At 36.8% G+C, this 25721-nt stretch carries 17 protein-coding genes and 2 pseudogenes; 10 read left to right on the plus strand and 9 right to left on the minus strand.

Annotated features, from left to right (window positions below; genetic code table 11):
- Positions 1 to 24: 24 nt before the first annotated feature.
- Together ACSC97_RS03300 and ACSC97_RS03305 are read right to left on the minus strand one after the other, a co-directional pair.
- Complete coding sequence (locus tag ACSC97_RS03300) at positions 25 to 1518, minus strand: ATP-binding protein (protein ID WP_000555597.1); 1494 nt, start codon at positions 1516 to 1518, stop codon at positions 25 to 27.
- Positions 1511 to 3757, minus strand: a complete 2247-nt coding sequence (locus ACSC97_RS03305; RefSeq protein WP_000704433.1) for a sigma-70 family RNA polymerase sigma factor — start codon at positions 3755 to 3757, stop codon at positions 1511 to 1513. Before ACSC97_RS03305 ends, ACSC97_RS03300 begins: the two co-directional genes overlap by 8 nt.
- A 297-nt stretch (positions 3758 to 4054) precedes the next feature.
- Here ACSC97_RS03305 and ACSC97_RS03310 point away from each other — a divergent pair, with 297 nt between their 5' ends.
- Positions 4055 to 5590, plus strand: a complete 1536-nt coding sequence (locus ACSC97_RS03310) for a DNA cytosine methyltransferase (protein ID WP_016164859.1) — start codon at positions 4055 to 4057, stop codon at positions 5588 to 5590.
- A 309-nt stretch (positions 5591 to 5899) separates the two neighbouring features.
- Here the strand turns inward: ACSC97_RS03310 and ACSC97_RS03315 are convergent, their stop codons facing one another.
- The 4 genes and pseudogenes from ACSC97_RS03315 to ACSC97_RS03330 form a co-directional block, all read right to left on the minus strand.
- A complete protein-coding gene (locus tag ACSC97_RS03315; protein WP_016164860.1) occupies positions 5900 to 6115 on the minus strand; it encodes a DNA mismatch endonuclease, patch repair protein in 216 nt (71 codons plus the stop codon).
- A gap of 103 nt (positions 6116 to 6218) precedes the next feature.
- The gene (locus ACSC97_RS03320) at positions 6219 to 7280 is read right to left on the minus strand and encodes an HNH endonuclease (RefSeq protein WP_000267701.1); all 1062 of its coding nucleotides are present in this window, start codon (positions 7278 to 7280) and stop codon (positions 6219 to 6221) included.
- Positions 7267 to 7833 carry a GIY-YIG nuclease family protein gene (locus ACSC97_RS03325; RefSeq protein WP_002083916.1) on the minus strand — a complete coding sequence of 189 codons (567 nt, stop codon included), beginning with the start codon at positions 7831 to 7833 and terminating at the stop codon, positions 7267 to 7269. The genes ACSC97_RS03320 and ACSC97_RS03325 overlap by 14 nt, the downstream gene beginning before the upstream one ends.
- Positions 7834 to 7887: 54 nt before the next feature.
- Positions 7888 to 8466 (minus strand): annotated as a pseudogene (locus ACSC97_RS03330) (class I SAM-dependent methyltransferase); the annotation flags it as partial.
- A gap of 151 nt (positions 8467 to 8617) precedes the next feature.
- On the opposite strand from ACSC97_RS03330, the gene ACSC97_RS03335 reads away from it, so the two are divergent.
- Complete coding sequence (locus tag ACSC97_RS03335) at positions 8618 to 8947, plus strand: DUF4236 domain-containing protein (RefSeq protein ID WP_000506884.1); 330 nt, start codon at positions 8618 to 8620, stop codon at positions 8945 to 8947.
- Positions 8948 to 9046: 99 nt separating this feature from the next.
- Positions 9047 to 9361: a hypothetical protein gene (locus ACSC97_RS03340; protein WP_001282337.1), complete on the plus strand. Its 315-nt coding sequence runs from the start codon at positions 9047 to 9049 to the stop codon at positions 9359 to 9361.
- Positions 9362 to 9429: 68 nt separating this feature from the next.
- Here the strand turns inward: ACSC97_RS03340 and ACSC97_RS03345 are convergent, their stop codons facing one another.
- On the minus strand, positions 9430 to 9693 hold the full coding sequence (locus ACSC97_RS03345; RefSeq protein ID WP_079265537.1) for a hypothetical protein: 264 nt from the start codon (positions 9691 to 9693) through the stop codon (positions 9430 to 9432).
- Positions 9694 to 9888: 195 nt separating this feature from the next.
- On the opposite strand from ACSC97_RS03345, the gene ACSC97_RS03350 reads away from it, so the two are divergent.
- The 7 genes from ACSC97_RS03350 to ACSC97_RS03380 all read left to right on the plus strand — a co-directional run bounded on the left by ACSC97_RS03350 (position 9889) and on the right by ACSC97_RS03380 (position 20904).
- Complete coding sequence (locus ACSC97_RS03350; protein WP_016164862.1) at positions 9889 to 10560, plus strand: hypothetical protein; 672 nt, start codon at positions 9889 to 9891, stop codon at positions 10558 to 10560.
- The gene (locus ACSC97_RS03355) at positions 10560 to 12887 is read left to right on the plus strand and encodes a hypothetical protein (protein ID WP_000004527.1); all 2328 of its coding nucleotides are present in this window, start codon (positions 10560 to 10562) and stop codon (positions 12885 to 12887) included. Before ACSC97_RS03350 ends, ACSC97_RS03355 begins: the two co-directional genes overlap by 1 nt.
- Entirely contained in the window at positions 12871 to 16086 is a 3216-nt protein-coding gene (locus tag ACSC97_RS03360) for a tyrosine-type recombinase/integrase (protein WP_436659297.1), read from the plus strand. The genes ACSC97_RS03355 and ACSC97_RS03360 overlap by 17 nt, the downstream gene beginning before the upstream one ends.
- Before the next feature lie 90 nt (positions 16087 to 16176).
- Entirely contained in the window at positions 16177 to 16539 is a 363-nt protein-coding gene (locus ACSC97_RS03365; RefSeq protein WP_000557620.1) for an antitoxin Xre/MbcA/ParS toxin-binding domain-containing protein, read from the plus strand.
- A gap of 123 nt (positions 16540 to 16662) precedes the next feature.
- On the plus strand, positions 16663 to 19023 hold the full coding sequence (locus ACSC97_RS03370; protein ID WP_001060549.1) for a TOTE conflict system archaeo-eukaryotic primase domain-containing protein: 2361 nt from the start codon (positions 16663 to 16665) through the stop codon (positions 19021 to 19023).
- A gap of 286 nt (positions 19024 to 19309) precedes the next feature.
- Positions 19310 to 19618, plus strand: a complete 309-nt coding sequence (locus tag ACSC97_RS03375; protein ID WP_001005874.1) for a helix-turn-helix transcriptional regulator — start codon at positions 19310 to 19312, stop codon at positions 19616 to 19618.
- Entirely contained in the window at positions 19615 to 20904 is a 1290-nt protein-coding gene (locus ACSC97_RS03380; protein ID WP_016164863.1) for a type II toxin-antitoxin system HipA family toxin, read from the plus strand. The genes ACSC97_RS03375 and ACSC97_RS03380 overlap by 4 nt, the downstream gene beginning before the upstream one ends.
- A 17-nt stretch (positions 20905 to 20921) precedes the next feature.
- Here ACSC97_RS03380 and ACSC97_RS03385 read toward each other — a convergent pair whose 3' ends face one another.
- Both ACSC97_RS03385 and ACSC97_RS03390 read right to left on the minus strand, forming a co-directional pair.
- Positions 20922 to 24269: a DEAD/DEAH box helicase gene (locus ACSC97_RS03385; protein ID WP_016164864.1), complete on the minus strand. Its 3348-nt coding sequence runs from the start codon at positions 24267 to 24269 to the stop codon at positions 20922 to 20924.
- A gap of 264 nt (positions 24270 to 24533) precedes the next feature.
- Positions 24534 to 25496: pseudogene (locus ACSC97_RS03390) on the minus strand (IS481 family transposase).
- Positions 25497 to 25721: the final 225 nt, after the last annotated feature.

Here is a 25721-nt window from a genome sequence, read left to right on the forward strand (position 1 = left end):
AATATTTCTCTAAAAATATTACTCTTATAAAGTTGAAATTAGATTTGGATATTTATTAAATGGTTCGGTTGTTCGGAGGCTAATTTTTGCTTCTTCCGGGGATATTCCTTTAATTTCCACCATGTTTTGGTATAAGGTTTTTAGAATATCTAAAATTGCTTCTGATGATTCTCCAGAAAATCCTGTTAATGGTGCTTCTTTATTTTCTGCAGTATCTAACCAAATTCTTTGAACTGGTACAGTCTCCTCGATAACTCTTAACATAAGTTTTAATTCTGGAAGTAAATTCTCAGATTTATTTAATACGGAATTAATAACCGGATGATCCAAATCTATTTTATATCTCATCCCATTTTTTGAATGTTCGGCCTTCCATGCTTGCTTGACTTCGGTCTTATCAATCGTAGTTTGAGTAATTTGTCCACGGTTAATAAAAACCTTGCGCGCCCTATTTCTTGTATTTTCAGCATGACTGGCCAACCATTTCCGTAAATATACTGGTGGTCGTGCAACAGCTTTTCGAATATCAATTTCCCACTCTTTATCCATTGTATTTGGGATATCAAGCCTTATTCTTGCAAGTTTATGGATTTCATCCTTGACCCATGCTTTTCTTTGGGAATCAGAAGATTTAAGACCTAACCAGCTACCTGCCACTATTAATCGTTCATTACGATAAACATAGAAACCCTGTTGAGCTATCCACCCATTTGGTCCTTCAGCTATTTTCAACTCTTGTGCAGTTAGACGATCCTTATGGGGTAATACATGACATTCAATTTCAATCTGCGTATTTTTAAAAGGCTGAACTGGTGAATTCCATGGTTTTGATGGATGTCCTGAAAAAAAAGGGTCCCAAGGTTTAATTGCTTTTCCATTTATCCGGATAGTAAGTTTTTCTTTTATTTCCAGATAGCGGTGAAAGACCATAGATAAATGAGATTCGATCTGATCTATAAGATTCAACCAGTCATCAACGGTAAATTTTGAAGATACAATTCTATCTAGCTCCTCCCAAATTACCATTGTTCCGTGACCAGCATGATTTAGATCTTTAGTTAAATCCTCAAGCTCTGGAAACGGGCCTTCCAATAAATGCCACACCCCATCCTGTTGACGGGCTAAGACATCTAAATCCCATCTGAGACTATGGGTTCCATCCTTGCCACAAGATATTACAGTCAATTTTCTACATTGAGAAAATGAAGCAGTCTTAAGCCCCAAACCAAAACGACCCAGATCCTTGGCATCCCTTTGTTCTAATGGACTTCTCCCCCCTAATCTCATTGCTTTATCAATTTCTTCAGCACTCATGCCATTACCATTGTCCCAAACAATGACTCGACTCTTTTGACCATCCCAGTTAAAAAGTAAATCAATATGATTTGCATCAGCACTAATACTGTTATCAATAATGTCAGCCAATGCAGTCGCTGTGTTATAGCCCAACCCTCTTAAAGCTTCGATCATTGCACTTGCTTGTGGGGGGGCATTACGAGATTTAATATGGCTATGCATTACTTCCTTCCTTCGTACTCTCTTCTTCTTTCAAGTCTTCTTTTATAAACGTAATAAAAGGTTCCAAATATTCAGAACGTGAAATATGTCTTAATTTTTTTAAAGCTTTTGCTTCAATTTGTCTGATACGCTCTCGGGTAACATTAAATTGGCTACCCACCTCTTCGAGAGTAAGATCATTATCATCTTTAAGACCAAATCTGAGTTCCAAAATTTTTGCTGGCCGCTCATCTAATTCAGCCAACTGTCTATAAATTGCTCTTCTTAAGTCAGCTGCCAAGATCACCTCTTCAGGACCCGAAAATGGGCTAATTATTTCATTCTCTAAATATGAGACATCATCAAAAAATACTACTGAATTATTAGCACTTATTGCCTTTCTAACATTCAGCTCTGAGCATCCGGCTTTATGTGCCAGTGATGAAATAGTAACTGGTATACCTTCGTCTTCCAGAGACTTCCTTGCGATTTCAATAGAACTAACTAATTCATACATATGTACAGGTAATCGAATCAAGCGATTAGTATTAGCTATCGCTCTAGTAATTGATTGTTTTATCCACCAAGTTGCATAAGTTGAAAATTTATAACCAAATTGATAATCATAACGATCAACTGCTGTTAATAGCCCTATATTACCTTCCTGAATAAGGTCCTCTAATGGCACACCTGATAACACATATTTTTTTGCAAAATAGTTTACTAACCTGAAATTTGCCTTAATTAGTTTTTCACGAGCTTTTTTATACTTGGTAATAGGATGAATAATTTCTTTAGCATCGATATCAATAAAATCTTTTTCTGCAATTTTTAATAATTTGTCTAAATCTTTAATTTTAGGACGTGGAATATATTGATTACTTTCATAAAATTTATTATTAATTCTTAGCTGAATTACAATATCCCAGAAGTTTAAATTCTCATTATTTTCTCTTATTTCTAAACTATTTCCGTTATCAATTTCACATATTTCATTATTTTTAATTTCATCACTAACACTTGTTTCCTCATCAACTTCACTTTCTTCAACAAACAGTTGATTTTCTCCTTTAGTAGAGTAATTCTCAAATATATCAACTACTATTGACCAATAATGAGTAGGTAAATTAGCAATATTTTTGGCAAGGACCAACAAAGCAATATTCATTTGCAAGCCAATTCTTTCCTCCTCATCTCGATCAATTAATTCAAATTTTTGGATTTGTGAAAAATAAATATTTAATGAGAAAAGATCGCCTTCCAGTTCATAATTCAAGTTAATTAAACTATCTTCAATAAGGCTTTCTGATGGATTAATACCATCATCTTCATAATTAGCTTCGAACGGCTTAAAGTCTTCTATCAAAACACCCAAATCACCAAACAAATTTAGAATGACAGGCAGTACTGTATCTATATATGTCTCACCAATATCAATCTTAATAGCTTGTAATACTTGGCTATATGAAACCATTCCTTTAATGGTACTTTGAATTAACAAATAATATAAATGAGAAAATTCGTCTTTTATATTTATTATTCTTTGTTGACTAACAGGTAGATCAATTTCAATATCTGACCAATCAATCGTATCTATATCAAGAATTTGATGATTAACTATTTTATTATAAATTGTTTCAGCTTCCACCAAGCAAGCTAAGTCATTCTCAGGAACCTCGATTTCTTCATCACTACACCAGTGATCAGACGTATCTAAAGCCCATCCCGCATCAAAAGATAAATCTTCATCTAATTCAAAATCAAAATCTACTAAGTGACTATCAACCTCCTGTATTAAATTTTGTTCCTTTTCTATTTCTTTACTATCTTCGAACTCAATAATTGTCGTCTTAAAACTAACTATTTCTTGCTCAATCTTAGATTCAGTAGATTGATTTATAATTTGATCAGAGATTGCTTCTCTAAGAAGATTCGGGTCACTAGTAGTATTTATTGTCTTATTTTGTACCTCTCGTATAATTTCCTTTATTTTTTCAACACCACTTGCTTCTGCATAATCAATAGCCGACATTCCTTTTGAGTCGATTAACTCTAAAGAAGCTCCAACTTCGATCAAATACTGAAAAATATCTGGTTGTTTGAAAATTGCAGCTAACATTAAAGCTGAAAGGCCCGCTGAATCTACCGCATTTAATTGAGCCCCTCTTTCAATTTGTAATTTTACAGCGTCTAAAGCACCAACTTTAATAGTAGCTTTTAGTAAAGGACTCAAAGGCTTAGTCTTATATGAGATTTTCATAATAATCCCGGAAGGTTCAATCTAGACCATCAATTTTTTAATGCTAGTAATCTAGGTTCTTCTAAAATAGTATTAATATAGCATCAAATAGTTGAAAAATAATCCAAAAAATGGGAATTACAGACTAAATAGTATAAAAATTTACTAGGAAACTTTTAATTCACTACTATTGAAAAGCAAACTGTTATCATTTTAATTACAAGGCTTTATTTAATTTTACCTATCAAGTTTTTTTAAGTCTTGTGCGATTGACAGGACCTGGTATTATGCATGTGTTTTTTAAGTTATCAGGCTACTATGAAAGATAATGATATTTTAGTAATTGATCTATTCTCTGGGCCAGGTGGACTTGGCGAAGGATTCGCCTCTTACATAGATAATAATAAGCATCCTTTTAAAATAGGCATGTCTGTTGAAAAAGATCCACATGCTCATATGACACTAACTACAAGAGCATTTTACAGACTTGCAAAACAAAAAGGCTGTCTAGATGGTTACTATCAATATTTAAATGGTAACCTTACCAGAGCTGAACTTTTTGAATCATATAAAGAAATTTATGAATCAGCTTTTCAGGAAACCTTGAAAGGTCCTTCTGAATTAGGTAAAGATAATGACCACATTCATGCTAAAGTAAAAGAGCTAACAGAAAATCATTACGGACCTAAAATTTTAATCGGAGGCCCCCCTTGCCAAGCCTATAGTTTAGCTGGACGGTCTAGAAATGCTGGCAATAAAAACTATGTTCCTGAAGAAGATCACCGCCACTTCCTTTATAAGGAATATTTAAAGGTTTTATCGATAGCAAAACCTGATGTATTTGTTATGGAAAATGTGAGAGGAATTCTTACTGCCAAAGTTGAGAATCAACTCATATTTCCTCAAATTCTTAATGACCTGCAAAATCCTTCAAAGATTACGGGATCAGAAGATTGCCCTTCATATCGAATATATTCCCTTGTGGAGAAAAAAAAAGATATAGATAACTCTAGCTCTGATAACATGAATTATCTGATTAGATCCGAAGAATTCGGAATTCCTCAAGCAAGACACCGTGTTATTCTGATTGGCGTGAGAGAAGATATTAAACAGATACCAGACATCTTGGATAAGAATATTTATCCTAAAGTTTCAGTTAAAGAAGTTATTGGCGATTTACCTAAATTACGAAGTGGGTTATCAAAAAAACCTGATTCTTATCATTCTTGGAAGGAAGTTATTCTAAAAAATACAGAAACACTAAGCAAATTAAATAATATAGGTGTTGATGTTAATAAAACAGATCTACAACCATATAAAGATTTAAAAAGAAAAGAAACTGTTCATAAATATAAATCATCGAACCAGTTGCCAGATCATTTGAGAAAATGGACTCTTGATCCTAAACTGAATATGGTTCTCAATCATGAGACAAGAGGACATATGGAGTCAGATCTGCTCAGATACAGTTTTTGTGCATTATATGGTGAACAGAGAGGGTTATCACCTAAAGCTGAAAATTTCCCGACTAAGCTTGCTCCACAACACCAGAACTGGAATTCTGGGTCTTATAATGACCGTTTTCGTGTGCAGCTTGCTCATAAGGAAGCCACCACAATAACAAGCCATATTTCAAAAGATGGTCATTATTTCATTCATTATGATCCAAAGCAATGTCGAAGTCTCACTGTAAGGGAAGCGGCAAGATTACAAACATTCCCCGACAATTATATATTTGAAGGAAACCGTACTAATCAGTATACGCAGGTTGGAAATGCTGTACCTCCATTTCTTGCTCGACAGATCAGCAAGATTGTTTTCTCATTATTAAAAAAACATTATAGCGATTTATAAAAACTAAATTCTGATGTTCAGTCAATAATGCCTGAACATCAGAATTGCTAATGAATGAACAGTTCAGAAGCTAGCTTAAATTACTTCAATAAAAGAGCTTTCACTTATTAACTATTCAGAAGTAATATTGATTACCCCCTATCTGGATCTTTGCTCGCAACTCTAATACTACATTCCCAGACAACACCTACTCTCCAACCATTCTCTAACGATAAATTTATTGATTTACTGTCCTTAGCTTGATTCTTGGTTATTTTTTCCTGCCAGAATTCAATTCTGGTGGCGGGTAATTTAAAAAGACGGCACCCGTTACAACCATGCCAAAAACATCCATTTACAAAAAATCACAGCCTTATATTTAGGCAAAACAATATCTGGTTTTCTTGGTTGATTCTTCACATGAAGACGAAAGCGAAATCCTTTTTTATGTAGTAATTTATGGATTAGTATCTCAGGTTCCGTATTCCGTCCTTTGATATCCGCCATCATACGACTTCGGGTAGAAACATCAACAATAACTACCATACTTTTCACCCTACGATTTCGCTTCGTACTTTCTACCGATGATTTAATAATTTAAGTCTTTTTCTTTATTAAAGTGTGTTTAGGTCTTAAGTATAGTTAGGCTTTATAAATTACTGTGGTATATCTGTTTATCTTTACCACCCAACCAAACTAAATACTCATTCTCTATTGCCTGCTTATACGCCCAGTCGGCAACCCGATGCGAACGTTGCAGATCGGTTAGAAAACCTAATTGAGAAATCTCTCGAATAATAGATTGATCATGCAGATGATTACGCTCCTGCCACTGATGTAAGAATTGCTGTGATGCTAAATAATTACTTTTTTGTGAGTTGCATTTTTCATCCGCTAGGACAAAATTATGTCCGGTATCGGCAGGATATAAAGACCAAGGAATAAAGTGATCCACTGCATATTTAGAGTTCTTTAGGCTTTTACCGCAATAGAAACATTGGCATTGCTGTAGATCAATCAGAAAGTCTGCAACCTGTCCTAGTTGGTTACGACTCGGTGCAAACATGAATTCATCTAGGTCAGGTAACCCATCTAATACAACCAGATTCTGCTTATTCAACCGGACAAAATCAATCCAGCGCTTCTGGCACAACTCTTCAATAATTTCACTAAACTGTCTCAAGCAATACATCACCTTGGGCAATAGCTTGAGGGACTGCTTGGAATCTTCAAGACTATAGAGAAACTCTATGGTTTGACTATTCAGGTTTTGCAAATATAACACCGGCATTTGCCTTACCGTTGTTGCCACTGTTCGCTTTAGCCTGTTCCAGTAAAGTACATCTGTTCTCAGTGCGGCCAAGGTCTTGAATTGTTGCTGTGCCTTTTGGATTTCACTGATGATTTTTGCCTGCTGTCCAGTGGCTTGTTTAAGGATAAAAGGCTCATATTGGTTAAACTGAAACGGTAGTGACTGTTTCCAGTACAGGTCAATAAACTTTTCAGCAATATCCTGATATTCCAAATGCAAGGCAGCACCGGTATCTTGACCCTGTTCAATCGCCAGACGCGTGATACTTATCAGCAAAGCAAACTTATATGTCGAAGTAAAAGTCCCTGACTGCAATATCTGCTGAATATGCTTCAAGAATTTCAGCTGCTCGTTGGGTGTAGGTTTATTATTTTCTATAAAGTGATCATCCTGCCACATGTTGAAGCTTCACCTGTCTTTGTAACCCTGCTTCCGTAGCGATTTCCATCATTTTCGCATTTTGAATGGCTTTTTTACGCATAGCTGAAAGGGTTTCTTTAAACTCGTGCTGATTACCTTTCAAATTGAGTGGCAGTATCGTTTGTTCAAAAACCTTTTCCTCAACATTCCAAGGTTCTTCACAAATTATCCAGGACACATATGCATTATCTTCAAGCCATGCATCCAGCCATTGTTCACCTGAATGCGTGAAAGTCATGCGATTACCTGACCCTACTCTTCTAAGCGGATACCCACTCATCTCAGCCAAAAGTATGCCCAATGTTCGTCTTAGCGTTGAACCTTCTGCGTTACCTGCAAAGTGTGTTTTAAGCCGTATTCTCAAGTTTGATTTACTATTTGGTTTAGTCTTTTTGTCAGGCGATATGCCAGCATACAACAAAGTATATTCTTGATACGTTATACAGTTTTTTGTTGGGATTCCCGGTGGATTTGTTTTGAACCACCAAAAATAAATCCCGTGTTCTGCAGGAATCAAAGAGGGCTCTTTCATTAACTCGGCACGATTGTATAAACGCTGTGGGTAATAATCAAAAGCATGTGATTGCTTTTTCCATATTACGTTGATCCACTCTTCTGTACGGTCTGGACGTTTATCTACAGTAATCCATTGCTGTAACAGTAAAGTCTGATCTATTTGTTTGAGTAAGTCGTAAGCTTGCTGCTCATTCAAGTCAGTAAAGCTGCGCCCTTCTTTCTCACGGTCTGTATCGCCATATTTAAAAGACATATAACACACACCATTTGGCTTTAATGCTTTAAATATGCGCGCCAGCACTTCAGTCAGGCGATCTCTTTCACAGTGCAAAAGAGAAGCACAAGCCCAAATCCCATTATACTTAGCTACTTCATTCAGCTCATAAAAACTTTGCTGACGTACCTCGATGCCTGTCAGCTCTCTCGCCTTTTCAACCAGCTCGGTAGAATAATCAATTGCCTCAACTTGATAGCCTTTTTTCTTAAATGCCAAAGTGTCCCGCCCCGAGCCACAGCCCAAATCCAGGATCAATGCCTGTTCCGGCAAATATCTTAGAAATGGTGCGTATAGACTTTCCATTTCAACCTGATAGGTATTTTCAAAAAATGCTTGAGCATGTTGATTGTAATAATTTGATGTTTGATTCATTGTCTAAAAGCCAATATCTTATGTTAAAGAACATACTGATATTTCACTAGATAAGTCAAATGATCAGTCCTATGAATGAATCAAACTCTTATTTCACTGTATCCGGACAACTGAGATAGAAACCAAACTGGTTCTTGTAAATGGAAAAAATATGGGCTTCAGATTTCGCAAGAGTATTAAAATATTACCTAGATTAAAAATCAATCTGACGCATAAAGGCATCAGCAGTGCAAGCATTGGCACACCTGGTGCTTCTTTAAATATTGGCAAAAAAGGCACCCGAACCAGCGTTGGTATTCCAGGCACAGGCCTATCCTATTCCAAGCACCAACCCTATAAGAACAGAACTGGCAACCAAGAGAATCCTGCTCAGGAACAACCACCACTCTATACATCACATACTGAGAAACCTAAATCGAATGTCTGGATTTGGGTAATTTTTGGATTATTTTGTTTTATTGTCGGGGCAATTATTTTTTGAATTTAGCCATTCTTTGTACCCCATAATATCCACTGCTAGGCAAAATTTAATTCATTCATTACTATGGACGGATGTTAAATACAATAAAGGCTGCCGCTGATGTCTGATAATGACAGTACTATGGATTATGATGAAAATGATTTAATCGATTCTCCCTTGTCTCAAATTTTACAAGAGGATAATGAGCAAATTGAAGTTCTAATTTATCGATTACCCGATAGTGACTGGACACTGGAAGTGGTAAACCAAAATGGTACTTCTACGGTATGGGATGAAACATTCCCGTCAGATCAGGAAGCTCTATCTGTCGCTTTAGATGGAATTAAAGCCGCAGGCGGTATTCAGGCCTTTTCCGAACTCAGTGACCTCGAAGCAAAGAAAAATATTTTTCCTGAATCGCTTACTCGCCATTAAAAATGAAGTTGCTGGCTTGGATCTGAGTCAGTATTTTTTGGATTCTTAGAACCTGTCGCGTGATAGGTTCACTTCAACCCAAACCCATCTAGTGTTGAAAGGTCAAAATTTTCATCAAACATAAACTCATCTGCTCGCTCTTTTCTTAATGTCGCCCAGGCATAAAAGAAACATTTCTCACATAACTGCAATTCATATCTTTCCCCGTCATGCTTGGAACCATAACACCAATGTGCATATAAAGTGCCAAACGCCAGTTTCGTTGATTGGTTGCATACATCACATATAACATCTGTAACGACTTCTAACTGTTTCAGTTGTTTGATTTCTATATTAAGAGCCTCTAAGTTTTAAAATAAATAGCATTGCTATAAGTTATGACCCAGTTCTTAAAAATATAAAAAAATCACAATATATTGTATATGAATTGTAAATAGACACAAAATATAGGGTAGATCAATCTTGTTTAATATTTCAAAAAATTATAAGAATATTCACTTGATTATTTTTTACACTTATGGAGGACTATGGAAACGTCTTTTGATTTCAATGAAAAATTTGGCGCACCTAAAAAATTGTTGTGCAAAAATTTTAATAAACTCCAAATCAGTATACACCCTGATTTTTCTGGAATTTATCTTTGCTATCAAGAGGCTTTCAAAGCTTTAAAAACAGATCTAGGTATCTTGAATCCACGTCCCGAAATTCACGTCTGGAAAGATACTAATCTATCCGGTTATACCATCGCCAGTAATTTCCAATGGTTCCTATACTGGACTCAGAACGCACCCAAAGAAATTAATCTAATTATCCATTCTCTTCCCAAAGATAACAAAAAAATCGAACTATTAAAAAATGTGGCTAGTTCCGAATTTCTAAAATTTCTATCATCTACTTATTATGATCTTAATAGATTAAATCCCAAAAGGTTACATAACTTAATAAATGAATACATTTCTGCCGAGGCTATTTACAAGTTAAACAAAGAAAACTCTTTCAAACCTCACCGTACAATGAGTTTGGATCTGCTTGCCTATCTACTGTCATATACACGAAATCAGCTGAATTATCGCAATAAAGTTATAAACCGGAAAAGACAAAATGTGCTAGATCAACTGCAACAAACCAGTGAAGTTGTTCAACAGCTTTTAAACAATGTGGACTTCGTTCTCACGCCAGATCAGTTATGGAAAGCATAATGTCAGAATCTAACCCAAGCCGTCAAAATGCTGCTGATATTCCGCGGGTATCATTAAAACAGACACTGGAAAAACTCTTTGGTGACGAGCAGTTCAACCGTGCAGAACATATTCAATATATTGCTGATTTACTGACTTCACACCCCAGTGATCAATATCTGAAGGAGCTGAACCTCGATCTATTAGATTTTGATCTACAAACCAATTCTGTTGTTGCTAGACCCGCTGCCTTAGTCTCCTCTCGAAAACATACTGTTAGTGCAACACCCGTTACTTGGTATGTGAACTCAATTGCACAATTAGCAGAGTCAGAAGAAAATGCCTTAATCTGGAATATCCTAGTCTTAAAAGCAGCAATCTATTTAATTGCACTGCCAGACATTAAACCTGAACTTTTTAAAGAGGATCACACTGAACATTTCAATACTGTAAAACGTTTATTCCAACGCTTCCGTACCGCCAATCGGATTCTAAGTTCCGAAAAAGAATATCAAAATACTCCTGAATATAGACTCCTTTGGGAAAAGTATCTTAAAGATCCCTCCCTTTCCTTAGTTGAATTTATTCGGTATTTGAATGAGGTTATTGATGAAGAACGTGATAAAGAGTCATCTAATGATTTTATGCAAAACCTGCTAAACGTGATCCGCATCACCTTTAATTATGTTTTGGAAAATAAGGCAAAAATTGCAAAAGCGAGCATCGAGACGCAACTGCAACATGAATTTTTAGACGAAGATCAGCTGATTGCAGAAAGTTCAGAAATTAAAAAAGGGCAAAAATCTAAAGCCCTCAATATAGAACAACAACTAGATGACCAAGATACACGTCAAATATTAGTAGACCCAACCATCGTTACCCCCCTTGCTGCATATTCAGAATCCAGCCAGAGCTATGTGCTGCCTCTGGTTGCCAAACATATTCAACGGAAAGAACATTTGCTGCCATACAGCAGCCTCTTTCCTAATACCACAAGCATAAGTGCCCTAATTACTGAACTATATAAAAATTACATTATTGAGATTAAAGAAGACTCTAAAGACAAGGATAAAGAAACCAAAAAAAAGAAGGCATCCTTGATCCTGATGTTGTCATTTCTGACAGGAAATAAAATCCAGGAGTGGCTACGTCTACAAAGTAAACGTGCTAAAAATTTAAACGCTCGCCAACAAATCAAGCAAAGCAATGGACAATATTATCTGAGAAGTAAATTTTCAATTTTTGAAAATAAGGATTTTGCTTATCCAGAGGGCTTGCTCAACCAAACAGTTCATCTGGACATCCCGATCCCGAATTCATTTATTGAATCTCTGCGAGACGGTGACCCCGTTACGGAAGAGGACCTTCAGCAACATTTGAAACAGCTGAGAGCCAAATTTTATATTCCAAAATTATCACTAATAAGAATTGGCTCTCTTTTACATCAGACTATTTTGCAACGCACTGGAAATAAACAGCTTGCTGACATTCTTACTGGTATTGATGCCAATAAGTCTTCTTCTACTTCTTATTGTCATCAAAATATCCTGACTTTACAGACTGAATATGTCTCAATTTTAAAAGAGCTGTGTGAGTCGTTATCCGATGACTACCAGAATATTGAATATGCTGCAGAAAAAAACTTTGGAAGCCGCAAAGCACCTACTTCAAATGTGATTCAAAATATCTTTGCCACTCTCAAATTCAGAATAATTTCACAAAAAGAAGACGACTGGATAGCAATTTTTAATCACTACAATCTGTGGATGTGGCATTTCTTGTTGCTCTTTACTGCTGCACGACCCGTCGCTGAATTTCCAGGTTTTTTAAAAAGCTTTAACCTGAAAAGAAAAATATGCATGGTTTCTGATAAGGAGGTGGGTGGGCGTCAAGGCTATGGACGTTTAATTCCACTGGGTCATTTTGTTGTACAAGAACTCCAGAAATTCATAGATTTTTTACATTATTTTAAAACTCAAATTGCTCCTAGTCAGCCAGAAATTCCACAACATATTCAACAAATTTTAGAGAGCAAGCTCCCACTATTGAATATCTTTCAGGATGGTCAATGGTACCCCTTAAGGCCTTCGATTATAAAAAAATCTAACCCTGAGTTAAGTTTGCTACATGAAAACTGGCACCGGCATACTGCCCGTGCGTTTCTCAGCCATAAAATTAGCGAAATTGAAATTTTAGCTTTATTCGGTCATGAACCGATGCAGCAAGAAGCTGCTCATCCTTATTCCAGCTTATCTATTTCACAATATTCAAGGATTGCTCATATTCTTGAACAAATGAAAGATCATTTTAATATTACCGGTATTGAACTCGATGTCCTCACTCAATAAACGTACTAAGCAAACTCGAACACTATATGCCGAAGCACGTAGAAAACAAGACCGACTCGATCAGGAAGAACAGCTTCGAGTAGATGTAGAACAGGAGCTAATTCAATACTTCCAAGAACAAGATTTGGAACAAAAAGGGCATCTTGAATCCTTATATCCAGCAATTTATGAGTTTATTAAACGCAAAGCTCCAAGCTTGGCCTGGAAAAAATATGCACATGAATTTTTTCGGTCATATATCAAGCAAATCAATTTAAATCGTCGTGAGACTTTGCCCCTACCGAATCTGACATTTGAGATGAAGCGTGATCAGCCAGTTTTTACGATGGACTGGATCGAGAAGGGACAGCAGGTTGATGAAGTTCTTGATAAGCTTTGGGACTACTGGATTCTAGCAAAAGATAGCAAGACATTTTCTGATGATGAAATCATTGGAAATATTGTTATTTCTGCCATGCTTTATTCCGGCTTAAATCAAAAAGCCTCTTTAGAGGCTTTGCTTCAACATTTAAAAGATCCGGCCAAAATTAGAAAGATCGAAAATCTGAACATTATATTTTTAGAACCGCTCTCCCCTTCCTATGGAGATCTCTTTATTGATGAAAAAACCATCCGTAAATCGCGTAATTTTATTCCTGATCAAATTACCCGCTTATGGTTAATTCATTTTAATAGCAGAAATATTCGTACAGTAAACCAGAATGTAGAAGATTATCTACAGCTTATTTTTAATAAGATAAATTTACCATTTAATCTTAAAACTTATAAATTATTACGCGACTACGCTAGCTTCAACTGGATGCAACTGCCGAAAGTTGACATTGATCCTGCTCTGTCACAATGTCTCATTGAAAATACAGCAACCTGTGGCTTATCAGAAATAGAATTTGAACGATTTCTTCATCCAAAATTTAAATATCAGCAGAACACTCTTACTGATTCAGATGTAGAAAAATCACCATCTATTGTGGGTCAATCTTACTCAAATGATGACATTCAACAAGCATTATATGATGTGATAAAGATTCACAAAGACCTTTTACAATTGATTCGTACCACACAAACTGATCAAAGCATCGATGCATTAATCATTAAATATTGCATTGAAAATACTAATAAATTTAATGAGTACAGTAAACGTGTCGCCTTATGGCTCATCAGCCTTTATAAACCAGAATTAGAACAAATTCAGTCACTGGCTGAACGTTTAAATTTTTGCACTAGCCAATTTCAAAAATCGTTTCAGCAGAATAAGCGTTTAAAAGACGGTTCGATTTACACTTATTATTCGCGTATTGCAGAGCCTTGGCTGACCCATTCTTTACAATATCTAGATAGCGAAGATGATCCTAATACAATAATCATTAATATCTACCGACAAATCATTACAAACACCCGACTTGCAGCTGAAGCCGGCGAGCCTAACTTTAAAAAATCCATTGGTCAAACTGTCAGTATGTTGAAGCGCTTCCAGAGCTTTCAACAAATAGTTTTTGAAGCTGAACCTCTCGAATTAGAGTCAATCGCTGTACAAAATAGGCCTAGAGCCCGTATTATTAGCCCTTTGACTTATCAAGCTTTCATGAACAAGTTAGATACCTTATTTTCAGGTGCTAATAGTCAAGAAAACACTTATAAGATATTAAAAATCATCTATATCTTAGCTTACCGAACCGGTATGCGTATTAATGAAATTCTGGGCTTACGTGTGCGGGATATCGAGGGCTTGAGCTGTCTATCCGTATGGATTCAGCCCTACGGCTCAAAAAAGAAAGGAAACTTACATCAACTTAAAACAGATAGTGCTGAACGCAAAGTCCCTGTGTATTGCTTATTAAAAACCGATGAATATCAAATATTTCGTAATTATGTAGTCGAGCAACGATTACTCAATCAGGAAAACTTATACCTATTCCGTAATTGGAATGAAAATAGCAAGCTGAACAAACATACGGTGACAACACCTTTTAGAATGATTATGAACGAGCTTTTTAAAACTCATGATTATTCTTTCCACTCATTTCGACACACAGCAGCGAATCACCTATCGGTTGTTCTCAACTGTAATTACGCTCCATTGGTCAAAAATCTGACGGATTATACAGAAGAAGAATATCAATCTATTCGAGCAGAATTACTCCGTCATACGCATGGTCAAAATCATTGGTTTATGATTGCCCATTTACTGGGTCACATTGACCCTACAGAAACCTTTAAAAGCTATATTCATCTTAGCTACCTGATCGCTGGGCATAAAATACTGCAATATCATCCAGACATCGATACTCAATTAGCAAAGAAGATGATGGGCTACCTACCTTCTTTCAAATTTTTAAACACAGTAAAAGATTCTGCTCCATTCAATTTTGAAAAGCATGCTGTTCATTTAAGTCAGCAGTTACTTAACGATCAAACTGACTGGTTAAAAAGTAACGTAGAAGACATTCTAGATGAGGTTTCATTTAACTCACAGCCTCATGATTTTTTTAAATATTTCGCAGGAACAAAAGAATCTAAAGTTTCATTTGCATGGTTTTTTAAGTGCCTAAATTTACTGGAAATTCATCATGATCCAGACCGGGTATCACAAGAAATGAGCTTACCTGTCGAACTGGTTAGCTATTGGTATGAAAATGCCAAACAACTGGGCCAACTCAAATCTCAAAAAAGCAACCCAAGGTTATTTGATCTCAACAACAAAAATCATCTGGATAAACCTTTGAAACCCGCCATGATAGATACCGTTGAAGAGCGCATAGCAAGAAACTATTTCTTTGAAAATATTCAAAATATCTTTGAAAAAAAGCCAGATGAAATAAAAGCGGTGCTTGAGACATTTTTAAGTCGTGTTACGGTTTCGCATACCGGCATTCATTATCGATGGAATAAAATCGATCAATTGGAATCATTTTATTCCAAGGTAAAAGACCTGTTTCCCCATCAATTTTGGCATTTGCTCGGACAAGACTTGGTACAATTGCTAGATAAAAAGAAACAGCCTTTATTACTGAAGCTGGCTAAATCGAGCACAACAGAGCATCCTACGACTCAAGAAGATTATGTTCGTCTCCAGCTTTACTCAACAAAAGATACTAAAGCACTGGCCGCATTTAAATTCTGTTTAGATTTAGCCTGTATTGGCAGACCTCGATCTCTTGAACTTAAAGCCGAAGGTCTAAAAATAACTACATGCTGTTAAATAATTTAACCGTTGCTTCCTTATCTAAAGCCAAATTTAATATATGTTTAGTAAAAATTAAGTTAGCAGCGTCTGAAACAGGGATAGGTCATGCATACAACATCAGAAAAAACTGCAAAACAGAAAATGATATTAGCTAAGGCAGTTTTAGCTGCTGCTGAACGACTTGGTCTTGCACAGGATCAACTAGCCTTAATACTCAGTATAGATTCGGTGAAAACTTTAACCTCTCTTGAATTAGATCCCACTTCAAAACAAGGAGAAATAGCCCTCACTTTAATCCGTATTACCACATCACTAGAGACTCTGGCGGGTGGAGATACTACCTGGATGCAGCATTTCATGAAGTCATCAAATAAATTAACTAATGGTATTCCGGTAGAACAGATTCAAAATGCTCAGGGATTGTTTTCTGTTTTACAATTGCTAGAGGGTCTTCGAGCTAAACTTTAAAGAAATTAATGCATATAAATAATTTTGTATAATATTTTGAAAATTAATTGATTTATTATATTGTAATTCTTTAATTTAAGATTTGATATTAGGACAGTAATAGCTGTGTTTTAGGAAAAATCAGTGAATAATAAGTTAAAAGAAATTGCAGTTAGATTACAGCAAATTTTAGACCAAATCACATTATTACAAAATGAATATCAAAGCCTTTATCAAGAAAAAGAAAAACTTATATCGCTTGAAGAAAAAAATAAGAATTATTTATCAGCAGAAGAAAGACTTTTATTATTTTCTCAAAGGTTTATTGGACGAACTGATACCTTTGCTTATCGTTGGGAAAATAGCAGTGGAAAATCTGGTTATTCTGTTGCTTGTGCAAATGAGTGGAAACATGGCATTTGTTACAAACCTCAAATTAAATGTTCAGACTGTAAAAGCCGTCAACTATTACCCATCACACAAGAAGTTCTTTATTCTCATTTAACTGGACAGAAAGTTATAGGCATTTACCCACTATTAGCAACAGATCAATGTAGGTTACTCGCAGTAGATTTTGATAAATCAGATTGGAAAAATTGTGTAACTGCATTTTCTGAAGCGTGCTTATCTTTAAATATACCATTTTTGGTTGAGCGCTCTCGTTCAGGTAATGGCGCACATGTTTGGATATTTTTCTCTGAACCAATTGCAGCTAAGCAAGCTCGCTTAATGGGTGCAGGTATTCTAGATAAGGCCATGGAACTTTATCCAGCTCTAGATTTTGAATCTTATGATCGTATGTTTCCAAATCAAGATCACATGCCAGCAGGCGGATTTGGAAATTTAATAGCATTACCCTTACAAAAGCACGCAAGAGCGCTAGGAAATAGTACCTTTATTGACAGTAACTTTAATGCCTTTACTGACCCATGGACTGTTTTACAACAAACTGAATTAATGAGTTCTTCTGAAGTTAATAATATTGTGAATGAACTAGGCTACAATTTCATCGAACAGAATCAAACAGATGTTGACCATGAGGCTCCATGGGTAAAAAATATTCCTAAAAAAAATCAAAAGATCGCGGGATGTCCAGACGCTATTGAATTGGTATTCGCAAATATGATTCACATTCCAATTCAGACATTACCCTCTCAATTGATAGCTCAATTAAAAAGATTAGCCACTTTCTCCAACCCTCGTTTTTTTAAAGCACAAGCAATGCGTTTTTCAACGACAGGAATTCCAAGACACATATGCTGTGCCCGCCTTGAAGGACAATATCTCAGTTTACCACGAGGATGCCTAACAGATATAATTCACTTGCTTAATCAACAAGATACTAAAATAAAACTAAAAGATCAACGTACTAAAGGCAACATATTAGTCAATATAAATCTACTTACCGAATTATCCTCTGAACAGGAAATGGCATGTAAAAAAATCCTTGAACACGATGTTGGAGTTCTACATGCACCAACGGCTTTTGGAAAAACTGTTACTGCAATCTCTATCATTGCCAAACGCCAAACAAATACACTCATTATTGTTCATAACAAAGAACTTGTTTCTCAATGGAAAGAACGATTACATTCATTTTTAGCCGATGTCGAAATTGGTACAATACAAGGTGGAAAAGCCAAACCATCTAATCAAATTGACATTGCAACATATCAAAGTCTAATCAACCGTGTAAATAATTCAATCAAACCTATCGCCTTTAATTACGGACAAATTATCGTAGATGAATGCCACCATTTATCCGCACCAAGCTATGAATTTCTTCTCAGTGAAGTCAGTCCCTACTACATTCTCGGGTTAACTGCTACACCAGAACGTCAAGATGGGCATCAACCCATTATTTTCATGCAAGCTGGTTCTATTGTATACAAAGCGAAATCCAACAATCACACCCAGCTTAAAAAATTATTAATAAAAGTAAATTATGAAGGTGAATTCCCAGAAATTTTCTTTGGTACCGAAAATAAACCACATATTTCAAAGCTGATGCAACATCTTACTGAAGATACAGAACGTAATAATGCCATTATTAAAGATGTCTCTCATTGTATTCAAAATGGTCAGATCCCGTTAATTTTAACTGAACGTAGAAAACATGCCGAAAATCTTAGAAATAAGTTGAATGATTTAGGGTATAAAACATCTATTTTACAGGGAGGTATGAGCCATACAAAAAACATAAAAGAAAAACAAAATTTAGATGATGCTCATGTTGTGATTGCCACGGGAAAATACATTGGTGAAGGTTTTGATCTTCCTCGTTTAGATACCTTGTTCTTGGCATTCCCGATTTCATGGAAAGGCACTTTGGCTCAATATGTTGGGCGTATTCATAGATCAAATGAAGGTAAATTTGAAGTTCAGGTATATGATTATGTTGATGTTAACCATCCGATATTTGTCAAAATGTTTCAGAGAAGGAGTAAAAGTTATAAAGCTCTAGGCTATATTGTAGAACAATCACACAATAATATCGTTTTATAATTTTAGATCTATTGACACTACCCCAATTTTCAATCCATAAGATAATTAAACGTAAAGCCGCTTTTAAAATTCTAAATGTGTGGGTCTCCTTGGCATCAAAATAACTGGCCATCACAAAGGATGCGGGTCCGAATGCAAATTTTAACTGTATTTTCAGAGTCATTTCAGATCACTACGTAGCTAAGGCTGTTTTGCAGATCGAAATGATAAAATCATAAATTGCTTTTCAAGAAAAAAGAAACTAATATGTTTCTTATAACACTAAAAAGCAATAAATGTGTCTACAATGAATGAGTCTTTACTTCAGCAAATCAAAAAAAGACGAACCCAATTGGGCTTAAAGCAAGTTGATATGCAATCCCGTACAGGCATTTCAAGACAGCAATACCAAAAGCTGGAAAGTCAGGGCAACCCTCGATTAGAGACCTTAGAAATTATCGCGGCAGGATTAAATGCTCAACTGATGCTCATCCCTGATGATAAGGTTCATTTGATTAGACAATTATTGAATGATGAAATTAAAGTCACTATTGAAGATCAGGATGACTTAATGACTAACCCATGGAAGGGTCTTCTCGGAGGAGAGGAACCATGAATACTGTTGCCGTCCTGAAATTAACATTACATCACGCTGTCGTTGGATACTTGGCAGGATTTCAGAGCGGAAAAAATATTCTGGTTTTTACGGATTCTTTCCGATTTGATCAGCAACGCCAGACCTTGAGCTTGCTGACTTCCCCCTTGTATCCTCAAGCAGATAAGATTTTAGAAAAGACTTATGTTACACATCAGCGCTTACACCCCTTGCTATCAAACTTGCTACCAGAAGGCGCATTACGCGAACTCATTGCACAAAGCCTTAAAGTACATATAGACAATGAATTTCAGTTATTGGCAGCTTTAGGTCATGACTTACCTGGAGCACTCATTGCGACCCCATTAGATCCAGAAGAAATTCCAGATGAAATAAAATTCAAACTGCAGATCTCGAATCCAGATCAGATTTTAAAGCAAGAGATTCGAACAGATAATAAGTTTTCCTTGGCCGGCGTCCAAATGAAGTTTTCCATGAAAGCCAAAGATGGGCGTTTTACACTAGCACAGGCAACGGAAACGACTCTACTCGGGGACTGGATTATCAAAACTCCTTCTTCCAGACATGCTTTTGTTCCGCTAAATGAATATTCTATGATGACCCTTGCCAAAACGGTCGGAATAGATGTCCCTGAGATTCGCTTGGTGGATATGGCCCTTTTACAAGACCTTCCACCATTAAATTTACCCCAAGAGCAATATGCTTTCGCAATCAAAAGATTTGATAGACAGAGTACTGCTGATACTACAGAGCTTATTCACATCGAAGATTTTGCTCAGATCTTCGGCGCATATCCACATCAGAAATACAGCACCACAAATTATGAGCAGATAGGAAAGATCATTTATCAATATTCAGATAACAAAATTCTTGATATTCAGCAATTTGCCAGCCGCTTACTCGTCAATATTTTACTCGCCAATGGAGATGCGCACTTAAAAAACTGGAGTATGATTTATCATGATAAAAGTGCACCCAGATTATCTCCCGCATACGATATATTAATGACCAGTGTATATATTGAAAATGAGCGTCATTTCGCATTAAATCTTGCCAAAAATAAAGATTGGTATTTAGCTGAGATGAAACACTTTGAACAATGGGCTGAAAAAGTCGGTGTTCCATGGCGTGTTATTGAAAAACAGCTTCACGTGATCATGGACAAAGCACGGTCAGTATGGCCAGTGCTATTACTAGACTTACCTATGATTTCTGTTCATAAAGAAAAATTAAGAGAACATTGGAAAAAATTGCATCCAGACTTTCAGATACTTACAGATGATTAGGGTAATCTGAAACCAAACTAAAATTTCTCAAACAAGTTCATCACGTCATTTTCCGTCAGTTTCGCTTCGCCCTCATGATCGGTACTTAGAATAGACTGTGCCAGTTCTGCTTTATTTTGCTGTAAGGCAAGAATTTTTTCTTCTATGCTTTTATTGGTAATCAGCTTATACACAAATACTGGCTTGTCCTGTCCAATCCGCCATGCACGATCTGAAGCTTGATCTTCAGCAGCAGGGTTCCACCATGGATCATAGTGAATGACTGTATCTGCGGCGGTTAAATTCAGACCGACCCCTCCTGCTTTCAGACTGATTAAAAATACCGGCACTTGTCCAGACTGAAATGCTGTAATGACTTCATCCCGTTTCTTGGTCTTTCCAGTCAGTTTCACATAGCCAATTTCTGCGTGATGGAGCTGCTGCTCAATCAGTTCCAACATTGAGGTAAACTGAGAGAAGATCAGAATTTTTCGCCCCTCCTCCACCATTGGAACGACCATATCCATCAACTGTTCAAGTTTGGCAGAGTGTGCCTGCCCGGTTTTCACTGAATCCAGCTTTAGTAAGCTAGGATGGCAGCACACCTGACGTAGCTTCAGTAAGGCATCTAAAATTTGAATTTGACTACGTTTAAAGCCTTTTTCTGCCACAATTTTCTGAATATTTTCCTGCATCGTGGCACGAACAGCCTCATATAACTTGGATTGCTGGTCATTCATATCAATATTGACTTCAATCGTGGTTTTTTCTGGCAACTCTTTGGCTACGTCAGTTTTCAAGCGACGTAAAATGAAGGGCTTAATCCGGTTGACCAACTTTTGTCTTAACTGCTCATCACCGCGCTTTTCAATCGGATGACGGTACTTTTTATTAAAAATTTCTTGTGAATATAAAAATCCTGGCATCAGGAAATAAAATAGTGCCCACAGCTCACCCAAATGATTTTCCATCGGGGTACCTGTTAGACACAAACGATGTCGCGCTGTTAATTGCCGTACTACCTGTGCAGCTTTGGCACGCGGATTTTTGATATTCTGCGCCTCATCCAAAATGAGTTGATGATATTCATATTGCTTTAGTTGTTCTTCATCTCTCGCTAGAAGCGGATAGGTGGTTAACACAATATCATAGTGCGGAATCTGCTCAAAATTCTGATGGCGGTCGGGCCCCTGTAGCAGCAATACCTTGAGCTCAGGGGTAAATTTCTCCGCTTCTTTGAACCAGTTATGCATCAGCGATGTGGGTGCAACAATTAAGGCGGGACTGTCCTGCAAATATCCAGCCTGCTTTTCCATGAGTAAATGGGCTAAAGTTTGTGCTGTTTTCCCCAAGCCCATATCATCTGCCAGAATCCCGCCATGCTGGGTTTCCCTTAAAAACTGTAACCAGCCTAAGCCCTGCTGCTGGTATGGACGCAACTCCCCCTGAAAACCTTGTGGTGTCGGCAGTTGTTGCTGATAGCCTTGTTTGAATTTCTGTACAAATTGCTGCAGGCGATCACTGACCTGCCATGTCATCCCAAGATTATGCTGCAATTCTAATAATTGACTCGCATCATAGCGATCAATACTGCGCTCTTCTTGCTGTAAAATGCTCTGCAGATGTAACAATACCGGCTTAATATCCCTAGCGGATAGAGCCAAATCAGGTTGATCAACTGCAGTTTTCACGGTGAAAATTTGACTGTCATGCAGATGAATAAACGTCCGCGGATCAAGTAAATCAGGATTTACTCGCACCAAAGCTACGAGCGCATCAAGCAAATTATAAGAATTACCTGCACTGTCTTGAACCGTCGCCCCGATATTGAACCAGTCCTGCTGACCTTCAGATTCAGTGATAGAAATATTTAAATTTTCGACATATTGCAGGTTAAAGGGGCTGTTTTCCAGATGCTCTATCTGCCAGCCCATCAACTCAATTTGATTGATGGGCATCAGCTGTTTGATCCAGTCTCCATAGAAAGCAAAAACCATAGAATCAAGACGTTGTTTATCCAGTTTTAATTGCTGGTCATAACTAAGATCTTTCACCCACTTCAGTGATTCGACCAACAGCTGTAAACGCTGGATTGACTGTTGTTCCTGAACGAAGTCCCGAAGCTGTCGCACCATTTTTCCATGCTGCTCACCAATAAAACTGTCACCTGATGTACCTGCTTTTATTCGCCCACCAGCATAGGAGAATTCAATTTCAGCACAAACAGACTCCTCTAATTTCCAATCAAATGTATCTAAAACACCGAAGCGTAAAATTGGCTGGGGACTACCCTCAAGGACATCAATATGCTGAATAGACTCGGGCCGAGGCAGATTTTTCACGTCTGAATATTGATGAGTCAGTTGCTCAAACTCTGGCAAGAGCATAGATGGAAGATCAGGCATCTGTAAAAAATGGTACAGAAGATTTGCCGTATATTCACCATATAACTGGCCCACCGTGTTCTGTTGAATATCCACATAACACGGTGGCTGGCTCGCGAGAATCTGAATATGAGGATTTGATTTTAAATCGAGTCGAATATCACCATTGACCAATTCAATATTTAAATGCTCAGTCTGTTGTTTAGCCCCTTGTTCCCATCTAAATTCGATGTTGTAGCCTTGTTCTGACCATTGAAGTGCAGCATGGCTCTTTTTTTTCCAATAAACATCGCCACTTTGAATAAAAGATTTGAAATGCTCCAATAAAATGCTGGAGATATCGAGATTGCTTTGATAAAAGCGTTCGTCACTGTTTATTTTGGCATAATAATAAATCTGGTTAAATAATTGTCGTTTTTGTTCAGGTAAAGTCAGATGCTTTCTGGTGATATTTTCATATTGGGTATAATAACTTTCCCCCGCAATTGAGCCGTTTTTATTGCGTCTGGCCTTCTGAACATCAACTGTCAATTTCTTTAAGCTGACCGACTGATCTAGCAGGTAAATTAAATAATTGTTTGTTTTGACAGATTGCTCTGGTTCAGTCTGTTGTAAATACCGTTTAAAATCATTCAACCAGCGCTGTGCCTGATCATCCCCACGTTGGCGTTTTGCGATTCCCTGCGGGGATTGAGAGTCAGCATAACGCTGTTGAAATTCCTGACGATATTCTTGAAAGAATAACCGCGCTAAAGCAGCAGCATGTTTACAGTTATATCCAACCGGACAAGTGCAGTCGTCATCGATTAAACGGTCTTTTTGGGGATTATAGGTAATCGCGGTATCGTAATAATCTGTCCCTTCAATTTGAGCATACATCGTGACATCATCATTTTCCTCAAAAAACTCAATTGTTTCCCTATCAATGTGCTTAGCATAGCTCAGACTACGATGAAGAGTTGCAGTACTAAAGCGAGATAGAAAATTGATCAATGACGACATGATTACCAGACACTAAAAATGTTTATACAATTATAACGGACAAAGCTGTCATTTCAGAACAGTAGCCGAACTGCTCAACCTGAGCACAGATTCGACTCACTCAATAGGAATATTGTGAATAAAGACAATCAAATTCGAGAAGTTAAACAGTTCATTGAGATCGAAAATATCCTGATAGAAAGTGATCATTTCTTCACAACAGTTAATTTTAAACCAAATGGGGTCAAAAGTTTTAGCATTGTTTCTATGTGTGATTCATAGAGATCATTTCAATTTAGCGATCTCTAGATCCATCTTGTAATTGGCATGTTGAATCCGTTCATTTGAGGGGTTGTATTGCTTCTGGACTTCATCTGAGAAAGGAGTTTCTTCACATAATTCAAAGTACCTCTCCATCGGTGTTTTACCTTTCAACGCTGAATGTGGTCTCATCCAGTTATAGTAATGCTGCCATTCGGCTAGCTTGTCTTGGATATCCTCAGAATTGATATCTACAGTAGCGTAGAACTCAGATTTATCAGTTTTTTGTGAACGCTCTACCTTGCCATTCAGATGAGGTGAACCTGGTTTATTTGGCCTAAATTTGATTCCATGCTGCATCATTTTTTTCTGTACTTTTTCAGCAAAGAATTCCCGCCCACGATCGGTCTGTATTCGCTGTATGGGAAAAGGCATTTCTTCAATTACGCAGTCTAAAAAGTCGAGAGTATTCGCTGCTGTTCGGCGTTTATATATCCTTAAAACGCGATATCGTGTGCAGTCATCGATAGATGTGTACTGATATAGTCCTGGACCCAGTTTACAGGTATCCATTTGAATTCTATCGCCTGGTAATGGGCGTTCATAACGAATGAAATCTGCTTTACGACGGAATTTTTTAATCGGTTTGACTTGATGGGTGGATAGTACTTTATGGATAGTCGCTAAGGACAACGAGACTCCGTGCAGCCTCATCAATTCTGTTTGCAAACGTCGAGCACCAAAATTTCTAGCTGAGCGCATTTCTAATATTAAGGCTTTTAGCTCAGCATTGATTTTAGTATTTGGCGATTTTAAGGGACGTCTACTCTGGCTACTTAATCCATCAATACCTTGCTCAGAATATCGTTTCCACCACTTGCGTAACGTTGGTCTAGAAATGCCACATCTCCGACAAACTAGGCCAGCATCATTAGTCTCTTCAAATAATTTAACTCATACGAGTCTTTGTTGAATTTCTCTGTTCATAGACACCCATTATATTGAAATAATGTCTATGAATAAAATACTTAAATAAAAATTCTCCGACAAGCTCAGTACGGTTAATTTTTATCCAAATGAGTTTTCAAAATTATGCTTCTAGGACTTACGCATTGACAGATTCAAAAAAGTATTAAAATGCTTTATAAAGTATCTGTGATTAGACGAATTAAACATGCTTCTACAGCAACCTGTACTCTACCCATTTATATG

This window comes from Acinetobacter sp. P1(2025) (genome assembly GCF_051390655.1).
Classification (GTDB): Bacteria; Pseudomonadota; Gammaproteobacteria; order Pseudomonadales; family Moraxellaceae; genus Acinetobacter; species Acinetobacter junii.

What these genes read in the sequence shown, in the direction of transcription:
- ACSC97_RS03380 (WP_016164863.1), top strand. Translation starts at nt 19,615, where the DNA reads ATGAATACTGTTGCCGTCCTGAAATTAACATTACATCACGCTGTCGTT.
- ACSC97_RS03360 (WP_436659297.1), top strand. Translation starts at nt 12,871, where the DNA reads ATGTCCTCACTCAATAAACGTACTAAGCAAACTCGAACACTATATGCC.
- ACSC97_RS03365 (WP_000557620.1), top strand. Translation starts at nt 16,177, where the DNA reads ATGCATACAACATCAGAAAAAACTGCAAAACAGAAAATGATATTAGCT.
- ACSC97_RS03350 (WP_016164862.1), top strand. Translation starts at nt 9,889, where the DNA reads ATGGAAACGTCTTTTGATTTCAATGAAAAATTTGGCGCACCTAAAAAA.
- ACSC97_RS03300 (WP_000555597.1), bottom strand. Translation starts at nt 1,518, where the DNA reads ATGCATAGCCATATTAAATCTCGTAATGCCCCCCCACAAGCAAGTGCA.
- ACSC97_RS03375 (WP_001005874.1), top strand. Translation starts at nt 19,310, where the DNA reads ATGAATGAGTCTTTACTTCAGCAAATCAAAAAAAGACGAACCCAATTG.
- ACSC97_RS03320 (WP_000267701.1), bottom strand. Translation starts at nt 7,280, where the DNA reads ATGTGGCAGGATGATCACTTTATAGAAAATAATAAACCTACACCCAAC.
- ACSC97_RS03335 (WP_000506884.1), top strand. Translation starts at nt 8,618, where the DNA reads ATGGGCTTCAGATTTCGCAAGAGTATTAAAATATTACCTAGATTAAAA.
- ACSC97_RS03325 (WP_002083916.1), bottom strand. Translation starts at nt 7,833, where the DNA reads ATGAAAGAGCCCTCTTTGATTCCTGCAGAACACGGGATTTATTTTTGG.
- ACSC97_RS03355 (WP_000004527.1), top strand. Translation starts at nt 10,560, where the DNA reads ATGTCAGAATCTAACCCAAGCCGTCAAAATGCTGCTGATATTCCGCGG.
- ACSC97_RS03305 (WP_000704433.1), bottom strand. Translation starts at nt 3,757, where the DNA reads ATGAAAATCTCATATAAGACTAAGCCTTTGAGTCCTTTACTAAAAGCT.
- ACSC97_RS03315 (WP_016164860.1), bottom strand. Translation starts at nt 6,115, where the DNA reads ATGGTAGTTATTGTTGATGTTTCTACCCGAAGTCGTATGATGGCGGAT.
- ACSC97_RS03385 (WP_016164864.1), bottom strand. Translation starts at nt 24,269, where the DNA reads ATGTCGTCATTGATCAATTTTCTATCTCGCTTTAGTACTGCAACTCTT.
- ACSC97_RS03340 (WP_001282337.1), top strand. Translation starts at nt 9,047, where the DNA reads ATGTCTGATAATGACAGTACTATGGATTATGATGAAAATGATTTAATC.
- ACSC97_RS03310 (WP_016164859.1), top strand. Translation starts at nt 4,055, where the DNA reads ATGAAAGATAATGATATTTTAGTAATTGATCTATTCTCTGGGCCAGGT.